This window comes from Bathymodiolus platifrons methanotrophic gill symbiont (assembly GCF_002189065.1).
In the GTDB taxonomy this organism is placed as follows: domain Bacteria; phylum Pseudomonadota; class Gammaproteobacteria; order Methylococcales; family Methylomonadaceae; genus Methyloprofundus.
This window is the reverse complement of the sequence record NZ_BDMN01000133.1, coordinates 1-8,592: the sequence shown is the minus strand read 5'-3', so window position 1 is coordinate 8,592 and position 8,592 is coordinate 1. Positions and strand designations below refer to the sequence as shown.

Genomic DNA, 8,592 nt, shown 5'->3' with positions numbered 1-8,592 from the left:
CCCCCCTCACCCCTAAGTTTTAAAGGGGGAAGGGTAAAAATAGCATAGCTTCACAGCTTCTAAAAGCTAGCCTACTTCTTTGCTTTAATTACACACACAATAGCACATCGACACCGGACTCAGGACAAAGCTGGGTTACCGGAATGTCTTGTTTACTTTTCCATGCTTCCAATGCATCCTGCTTGTCGCCAGAAACGATAAAAATCAACTCTGCTGTATTGCTTAAAGCTTTAGCACTAATAGTTACCCGGTCTGCCGGTGGCTTTGGTGAATTATGTACGGCATGAGTCAGCTCATCAACATTATGTATATGCCCAGGAAACAGGCTTGCAGTATGGCCATCTTCGCCCATACCTAATAACACTAGATCAAAACCAGCTGCTTCAGCGACAACCTTGGCATATTGCTCTGCACCTGCTTCAGCACCTAATTCCGCTGCAATTCGATGAATTTGCGCTTTGGGTATAGCCACTAAATCCAGCCATTTTTGTTCGGCAACCAGGCTGTTACGCTCGCTATCATCCACTGGCAAACAACGCTCATCACCATAATAAATATGCCATTTACTCCAGTCTACCTGTTTAGTTGCTAAAAGCTGATAGGCTTTAACAGGCGCAGTTCCCCCTGCCAATACTAATTTAAACGCGCCATTAGCAGCAATTGCTTTTTGGGCCGCATCTAAGACGCGTTGACACGCAGCTTCTGCTAACAATTCTATTGAATCGTAAGCTTTCCAGTTTATATTTTGGGTCATTTCTCTGCCTGCAGTGTATTGCGCCAATGCTGACTTTCTTTGTCAAATAAGCGGCGCTCATTTGGCCCCCACGAACCAGCCGGATAGGTTTCGATATAATCGCGTTCTACTGCCCATTTATTGATAATTGGATCAACAATTTTCCAGGCATATTCGACTTCATCGTAACGTAAAAATAAAGAACGATCCCCTTCGATCACATCCAGCAATAGATCTTCATAAGCATCTGAGGGTTGCTCATCTTCATTACGAAAACTAGCATCTAGATTACTGACGCGGGTTTTCATTTCCAGCCCCGGTTCCTTAACCGTCATCTCCATGCGAATACATTCTTCAGGCTGTATACCTAGCAATAACCAATTTTGCTTGATTTTTTTCGCCTGGGTATCCTTAAATAGTTGTGAAGGTGCGTGTCTAAAACAGATTGAAATGCTGGATTGTGCTTTTTCCATACGCTTCCCGGTACGCAAATAAATAGGCACTCCACGCCAGCGCCAGTTATCTATATAAAGCTTCATGGCAGCATAAGTTTCTGTGACACTATTTTCAGGAATCCCGTCTTCTTGCAAATAGCCCTTAACCTCTTCCCCATTGACAGTACCTGGCGCATATTGAGCGCGAAATGACTGGGCATTCACCGCTTCTTCAGGAATCGGGCGTATGGATTTTAGAACTTTTACTTTTTCATCACGTAAATCTTCTGCTTCCATGGAAACAGGAGGTTCCATTGCCACTAATGTCAGCAACTGCAGTAAATGACTTTGTAACATATCACGCATGGCACCGGTATGGTTATAATACGCTCCGCGACTTCCGATTCCTAATTGCTCTGAGTGGGTAATCTGGATATGATCGATATAATTACGATTCCATAAAGGCTCTAACATGGAATTAGCAAAGCGGAAAACCAGAACATTCTGGACCATACCCTTACCCAGGTAATGGTCAATACGATAAATCTGCTCTTCACGTAAATATTTGCTGATTTTGTTTTGCAAAGAACGTGAGCTTTCTAGATCGGTTCCAAAAGGTTTTTCAATAACCACTCTGCGCCAGAATTGATTTTCTTCTAATAAATTCGGGACACTTAAACGCTCAATCACAGAACTAAAATCTTCTGGATTAATTGCAAGATAAAAAGCCATGTTCTGTGGGAATTGACCTGTATCACTCAGTAAGATTGCTAAGCTGCTATAACACTCAGCTTGTTGCAAATCACCTTTATGATATTGCAGACGAGCAACAAAGCGTTTAAACACTTTCTCATCAACACCACCACGCGCTTTCTCTTCTAGCATCGTACGCACTTCAGAGATCCACTTATCGTTATCCCATGGACGACGACCGATGGCGATAATTTTAGTCTCTTTATCCAGGCGGTTTTCTATGTCCAGATGATATAACGCTGGAATTAATTTGATGCGCGATAAGTTACCTGTCGCGCCAAAAATAACATAAGTACAGGGATCAGTTTTCACTATAGATTCCTTTAATAATTTTTTAAAAATAAATGGGGCTGGTTATTGTTGTTCAAAAATATCTTTCATCTCAATAGAGACATCTAAACTCACAAAATCACAAACGTCTTCATCAGTATAAACATGCAAGAGCCAGTCATTGTCTGCGGTACGTCGAAAACATTCGACACTGCGCGTTTTAATATCGACCAATACAAACTCTTTTAGCTCAGCTAGCTGCCTATAAGCGGTAAACTTGGCACCTCGATCATAGGCTTCTGTAGAATCTGATAACACTTCTACAATTAACGTAGGAAACGATAAGTACTGCTCTGCCTGATGATCTTTTTGATTACATGAAACGATGACATCAGGATAGAAAAAAGTATCCATTGTGGCAACGCGCAATTTCATATCTGACATATAAGCCCGACAGGGTGTGCCGCGTAAATGCTGTTTTAAGGCAGAAGCTATATTTAAGCTAACAAGCACATGCTCGCGCCGCGCGCCGCCCATAGCAAAGATTTCGCCATGCACATATTCATGTTTTTCCTCTTGCAGCTCTTCCCAGGCAAGGTATTCATCAGCCGACATAGAGTTGGCTACAACAGCTGTGCTCATTTGAACTCCAGATTTTATTAAGTTAGATGCTCGTAAATAATATCCATAGCGTTTCCATACTGTGTTGCAGAGATACCATTCCTTGAAGGGATGGTATCTCTATGTGCCTGATTAAATATCAGTACCACCGCGCATGAATACTATGATTATTATGAATGCTAGGCGTTATAAGTCGTTGAAGACATTTTACCACCGGTTCCTGTCCAGTCAGTATGGAAGAACTCACCCCGGGGCTTATCTGTACGCTCATAAGTATGCGCACCAAAGTAATCACGCTGAGCCTGTAAAAGGTTTGCAGGTAACCGTGCGCTACGGTAACTATCATAATAAGCCAATGCAGAAGAAAATGCAGGTGTTGGCACGCCTAATTGAACGCCCAATATAACCGCTTCACGCCAGCCTTGGTCCGCTGCCGTTACCGCATCTTTAAAATAATCAGCCAATAATAAATTATCTAACTCAGGGTTAGTATCATAAGCTTGCTTAATATCACTCAAGAACTGACTACGGATAATACAACCTCCACGCCACATTAGTGCAATACCGCCGTAGTTTAATTTCCAGCCATACTCTGCTTCTGCCGCACGCAGCAAACCAAAACCTTGCGCATAAGAAACTATTTTTGCTGCATAAACGGCATCACCAATAGCTTTAATCATGGCTTGTTTGTCACCAGAAAAAGTCGCTGTTGCCTGAGGCAGAATTTTTGATGCTCTAACTCTTTCTTCTTTTTGTGACGAAACGCAACGAGCAAAAACAGATTCTGCAATCAATGTTAATGGAGCACCTAGATCCAGAGCATTAATTCCTGTCCACTTACCGGTTCCTTTCTGGCCTGCCGTATCAAGAATCTTGTCAATTAAAGGCTCGCCATCTTCATCTTTATAGCCAAGAATATTGGTCGTAATTTCAACTAAATAAGAATCTAAAACACCTTTATTCCATTCTGCAAACACGCTCTGGGTTTCTTCGGCGCTTAAACCTAAACCTTCTGATAACAATTGATAGGCTTCACAGATAATCTGCATATCACCATATTCAATACCGTTATGCACCATTTTCACATAATGGCCGGCACCGTTTTCACCCACCCACTGACAACATGGCTCACCATCTACTTTGGCTGAAATTGCTTGTAAAATTGGTTTTACTGTTTCCCATGCTGCTTTATTTCCACCAGGCATTACTGAAGGTCCATGACGCGCGCCTTCTTCACCACCTGAAACACCAGAACCAATGTAAAGAATATTTTGTTTAGCTAAAGATTCAGTACGACGGTTAGTATCGGTGTATAAAGAGTTACCACCATCAATAATAATATCTCCAGCAGACAGTAACGGCGTTAATTGGTCAATGTAACTATCAACAACATCACCTGCTTTGACCATTAGCATGATAACTCGCGGGCTTTGCAGGCTATCAACTAATTCTTCCAGCGAATAAGTGCCGGTAATTTGCGTATCTTTTGCAGGACCGTTTAGAAAATCATCCGTTTTTCCTCTTGAACGGTTGTTCACAGCAACTTTAAAGCCATGATCATTCATATTCAAGACTAAATTCTGTCCCATGACCGCAAGGCCAATTAACCCAATATCCGCTTTCATTCTTTTCTCACTTAATTTTTTAATAACAGGGGTGATGATGAAGTGCACAGCAAATAATTTAAATAGATACTTAAATTATTCTATGCTCATTCCACTACTTCATATTGATAACACATTTATTTCCGACTAAAGCTGCGCACTAAAGCAGTGCATATAGTGAACTATTTTAGTGCGTCTAAGCTATAAAGCCAAGCACTAGAAATTAGTCATCATGATGATGTGCATTATATTTAAGTAGTGGATAATATACAGCAAAATGATGTTTTCAGCATGAACTTCCAGCACAAATTAAAGCAGACTTTATGCCAACTTAAATATCCTTGACCGATAGGCACAAAAAAAAGCCTCTTAGACGAGCATTATCAATTCCGGTTCTGTCGCAAGAACTTATTATGACGGTAAAGATTGGTCATAACCGACCTTTATGCAGCTAATGAATAAAACTGTCCTGCAGGAGACAAACCATCAATTTTTCATATAGTTGTAGCATAGTTTCAATTTTACCATAAATAATTATTGGGAAACTTCAGATATACAGCAAAATGATGTTTTCAGCATGAACTTCCAGTACAAATTAAAGCAGACTTTATGCCAACTTAAATATCCTTGACCGATAGGCACAAAAAAAAGCCTCTTAGACGAGCATTATCAATTCCCAGCTAGAAAAAGGCCTGGACAAACCGGCAAGAGTGTAGGACTTTTGTTCTGTGTTTTATTGTTATCGACACACAATATCCGTAGCTTTGTTATTATAGAAGCTCCTTTCGTGCATTCACCAACACATTATGTCTAGCAACACAGCCAACTGCCTTTGTGGCTCTCAATTAACTTACCCTCAGTGTTGTGAGTTATTACATACAGGAAAAGCCCAAGCGCTAAGCGCAGAAGCCTTAATGCGCTCTAGGTTTACAGCTTATGCAATGCATAATGAGGCTTACTTACTCAAAACCTGGGACGCTTCAACTCGTCCTGCTTTAGTTGATTTTTCTAAAGATACGGGGGTGTGGACTAAACTAGAAATTGTATTGATAAAAAAAGGCACAGCAAAAGATAATAAAGGTATAGTCGAATTTAAAGCCTACTTCACTGTAGATGGCGAACAACGCGTTATGAACGAAATTAGCCGTTTTGCAAAAAAACAGAATTGCTGGTTTTATCTGGATGGCAAGGTAAAATCCATCGCATTAGACCACGGTTCCTTTAATCAAGGTTTAAATGCCCCCTGCGCTTGTGGCAGTGGTAAGAAAATCAAGCGTTGCTGTGGTAAGAAATAAATCCTTAGGAATGCCGATTTAATAATATCCCCCTCCTTAGTTAAGGAGGGGTTAGGGGAGGTTTGATATATGTTTTTTACGATCCCCCCTCAATCCCCCCTTCTCAAGGGGGGAAGCTAAAAATACTTTCACAGCCTCTTTAGCCTGCATTTTAAAAGGTGGACTAAATATCCGCGTCCCACACAGTTGCTAAGCCACAACAAAACCATCTGGCTCATTAATCACGTGATTACTCAAACGGCCTATATTTTCAATTTCGATGGTTACTACTTGACCGGCTTTCATATAGCCTCGCGGTTTCATCTTAACTCCTACTCCACTGGGTGTCCCCGTTGCAATGACATCCCCGGGCTCTAGAGTCATTGCCTGACTTAAATAGGCGATCATCTGATAAATATTGAAAATCATATACCTGGTATTTGAGGACTGACGTAATTCATTATCCACCCAGGTCTTTAAATTTAAATTATGCGGGTCTGTAATTTCATCAGCAGTCACTATCCATGGCCCCATAGGTCCATGCGTATCAAAGGATTTACCGATTATCCAGGTCGGCGTGCGGAATTGCCAGTCACGCACTGTGACATCGTTAACAATAGTATATCCAGCAATGACTTGATGCGCTTTTTCTAGGGGGACATGTCGACACCGCTGGCCAATAACAAAGGCAAGCTCAACTTCATAGTCCAGTTTTTCTGACACTTTAGGCAGATGTATCGCATCACCATCTGCAATAACGCAACTACTTTCCTTGCTAAAAAATGTTGGGTACTCTGGTTTTTCCAAAGTTGTTTCTGCAATATGGTCAGCATAATTTAAGCCTATCCCTAAAAATTTTCCCGGCCTTGGAACAGGAACAAGTAATTTGACTTCATCTAATGGGATTCGCGCCTGCTGGCTATTGATTAGGACCTGCAATGCATCTAAAGCGTCGCTTCCTGCCGCCAAAAATTGCAGCATAGTCTGGGGAATATTTTTTACTCCTAAACCATCTACGACCTCATTATCGACAACCGCACCGACCCGGGATATATCATTATGTTTAAATGTTATTAGTTTCATTTTTTATCCTTTAACAATCTATCCACGCAAAGAAAGCAGGGATACCATTCCTTGAGAGGACGTTCCCCCTAGCCAAAAGGCTATAGCCATGAACCTGTGACTAACCGAGCTTTCGAGGGCGTGGTTTTAACCCGTCACTAAGAATGCACCAAGGCGGGCTAAAGCCGCGCCCTACTCCAAAGTTTTGCATAATCATTTCAAACGGGCGCGACCTCACTATCTAGTCTTTCTTTCGTGTATTTCGTGGTTCAATCTTTTTTGCTTACCCGAAAATCAGAGGCGCTAGCTTTTAATTTCTCCAGATTCATTGCTTCAGGCTCTTTTTCATAACGAACCTGCACATATAACTGAGTAATATGAACAAAACTACCGGCTATGTCTGGCAGTTCGGCGCTTACTCGTAGCGCAAAATCATTTGCACCTTCCGTATCCTGTTTAACCAAGCCTGTTTTTGCTAACTTCTGACAGGCCCTGGCATAATAAATCTGCGCCTTATCCAACACAGGCGTTTGCTTACGAAACACGTACAACGCTAAAAGCAGGGTGACTGTAGCAACTAAACCTACTAGCCAGTAAAGCATGGACTTTAGTGTATCTATGCCAAAACCGGATAGAAAGCCCAATTGCTGCCGACGATCATAATTAATAATCCAGCGATGCCAGTTGTAATCAACACTACTCCACAAGCTACGCGCACGCTTTATCATTGAAATAGTTTGGCTATCTAGCTGGATGGGAGCAAAACTCACTGCATTATTCGCTATCTGCTGTTCGATATTTTAGTAATTCCTCACCTGTTATACCTTGCTTATCAGCTGCCCAGCTACGCCATAAATATTGATTGGGGATCGGGTTCGCGGTAATTTGTTTGTTCAAATTCCAGCTCTTCTTCTTGGGCATCAAATATTTTTAAAAATAATAACCATGACATTTGACCCAAACGTTGCGCATCGCCATCTACACCGGCATCTTTACGCATAATGTCCTGGATGGATTTTATAACTGAGCTAACCGACATATTTTCTCTTTTTAAAATTTTATAGGTTACCAACCTAAGGTGGGAGCTTACTATACGTGTAGGGCGCGGCTTCAGCCCGCCTTTAGATGCCCTTTAGCATTTGCGGGTAAAGCCACGCTCTACAGTTTCAACAGAAGGAGGTAAATATTTACATTTTTTATTCAAACCAGTTATCTAATTCCAGGTTTTTAAATTCAGAAAAATCATCAATATTGCGCGTTACTAAGGTTAAATTATTTGCTGCTGCTATCGCAGCTATTTCTCCATCGGCATAGGCTGGCATTTTACCTTGTTCATTTAAAATCGCTCGCTGCTTTGCATACCATTCAGCGGCTATTTTGCTATAAGGTAAAATAATTAAGCCGCCATTTTGTAGTGCTTGCAAATAAGATTGTAATTCTGTTTTTCGTTTAGAGTTTGCTAACAATTCACAGTCGTACTGTAATTCATGCCAGACAATTGATGCTGTGACATATTGGCCATCATATCGGCTAAAGCAGTGCATCACATTCTGGTTTGGCGTTTTTCGGGCTGGTTCGGAAAGAATATTGGTGTCCAGTAAATAGTTTACTGAAGTTTCCCAATTATTGAGTAGCTGAAATACACAATGCTGGTGTATCGAGGTTTATTTTAGGTGGTTTTGCCATGTTTATAGCAAACCCCTACTTAATTCCCCTTAGGCAATAGCATTTGAAACGAATGAAAAGACTATTTTTTTCATATAGTTGTAGCATAGTTTCAATTTTACCATAAATAATTATTGGGAAACTTCAGTATTAACATAATCCCCCCTTTTGCTAAG

General features: G+C 41.1%; 8 protein-coding genes and 1 pseudogene. 1 reads left to right on the top strand and 8 read right to left on the bottom strand.

Annotated elements, in window-relative coordinates:
• Nucleotides 1-88 precede the first annotated feature (88 nt).
• The 4 genes from pgl to gnd form a co-directional block, all read right to left on the bottom strand.
• Nucleotides 89-754: a 6-phosphogluconolactonase gene (gene pgl, locus CDZ78_RS08495; RefSeq protein WP_087869635.1), complete on the bottom strand. Its 666-nt coding sequence runs from the start codon at nt 752-754 to the stop codon at nt 89-91.
• Nucleotides 751-2,232 carry a glucose-6-phosphate dehydrogenase gene (gene zwf / locus CDZ78_RS08490; protein WP_087869634.1) on the bottom strand — a complete coding sequence of 494 codons (1,482 nt, stop codon included), beginning with the start codon at nt 2,230-2,232 and terminating at the stop codon, nt 751-753. Before zwf ends, pgl begins: the two co-directional genes overlap by 4 nt.
• Nucleotides 2,233-2,274: 42 nt before the next feature.
• Nucleotides 2,275-2,832: a Uma2 family endonuclease gene (locus CDZ78_RS08485; RefSeq protein ID WP_087869633.1), complete on the bottom strand. Its 558-nt coding sequence runs from the start codon at nt 2,830-2,832 to the stop codon at nt 2,275-2,277.
• A 158-nt stretch (nt 2,833-2,990) separates the two neighbouring features.
• Entirely contained in the window at nt 2,991-4,436 is a 1,446-nt protein-coding gene (gnd, locus tag CDZ78_RS08480; protein WP_087869632.1) for a decarboxylating NADP(+)-dependent phosphogluconate dehydrogenase, read from the bottom strand.
• Nucleotides 4,437-5,221: 785 nt separating this feature from the next.
• Here gnd and CDZ78_RS08475 point away from each other — a divergent pair.
• Nucleotides 5,222-5,710 carry a YchJ family protein gene (locus tag CDZ78_RS08475; protein ID WP_087869631.1) on the top strand — a complete coding sequence of 163 codons (489 nt, stop codon included), beginning with the start codon at nt 5,222-5,224 and terminating at the stop codon, nt 5,708-5,710.
• A 189-nt stretch (nt 5,711-5,899) separates the two neighbouring features.
• On the opposite strand, the gene CDZ78_RS08470 is transcribed toward CDZ78_RS08475, so the two are convergent.
• The 4 genes and pseudogenes from CDZ78_RS08470 to CDZ78_RS08455 all read right to left on the bottom strand — a co-directional run bounded on the left by CDZ78_RS08470 (nt 5,900) and on the right by CDZ78_RS08455 (nt 8,349).
• A complete protein-coding gene (locus CDZ78_RS08470) occupies nt 5,900-6,772 on the bottom strand; it encodes a fumarylacetoacetate hydrolase family protein (RefSeq protein ID WP_087869630.1) in 873 nt (290 codons plus the stop codon).
• Between the two features lie 248 nt (nt 6,773-7,020).
• On the bottom strand, nt 7,021-7,521 hold the full coding sequence (locus tag CDZ78_RS08465) for a DUF4129 domain-containing protein (protein ID WP_140413940.1): 501 nt from the start codon (nt 7,519-7,521) through the stop codon (nt 7,021-7,023).
• Nucleotides 7,522-7,534: 13 nt separating this feature from the next.
• Nucleotides 7,535-7,790 (bottom strand): annotated as a pseudogene (locus tag CDZ78_RS08460) (type I restriction-modification system subunit M N-terminal domain-containing protein); the annotation flags it as partial.
• 157 nt (nt 7,791-7,947) lie between these two features.
• Complete coding sequence (locus tag CDZ78_RS08455; RefSeq protein ID WP_280175557.1) at nt 7,948-8,349, bottom strand: PIN domain-containing protein; 402 nt, start codon at nt 8,347-8,349, stop codon at nt 7,948-7,950.
• Nucleotides 8,350-8,592: the final 243 nt, after the last annotated feature.

Bases quoted from the DNA above. Each gene is read 5' to 3' on its own strand.
- pgl (WP_087869635.1), bottom strand. From the start codon at position 754: ATGACCCAAAATATAAACTGGAAAGCTTACGATTCAATAGAATTGTTA.
- CDZ78_RS08485 (WP_087869633.1), bottom strand. From the start codon at position 2,832: ATGAGCACAGCTGTTGTAGCCAACTCTATGTCGGCTGATGAATACCTT.
- gnd (WP_087869632.1), bottom strand. From the start codon at position 4,436: ATGAAAGCGGATATTGGGTTAATTGGCCTTGCGGTCATGGGACAGAAT.
- CDZ78_RS08475 (WP_087869631.1), top strand. From the start codon at position 5,222: ATGTCTAGCAACACAGCCAACTGCCTTTGTGGCTCTCAATTAACTTAC.
- CDZ78_RS08470 (WP_087869630.1), bottom strand. From the start codon at position 6,772: ATGAAACTAATAACATTTAAACATAATGATATATCCCGGGTCGGTGCG.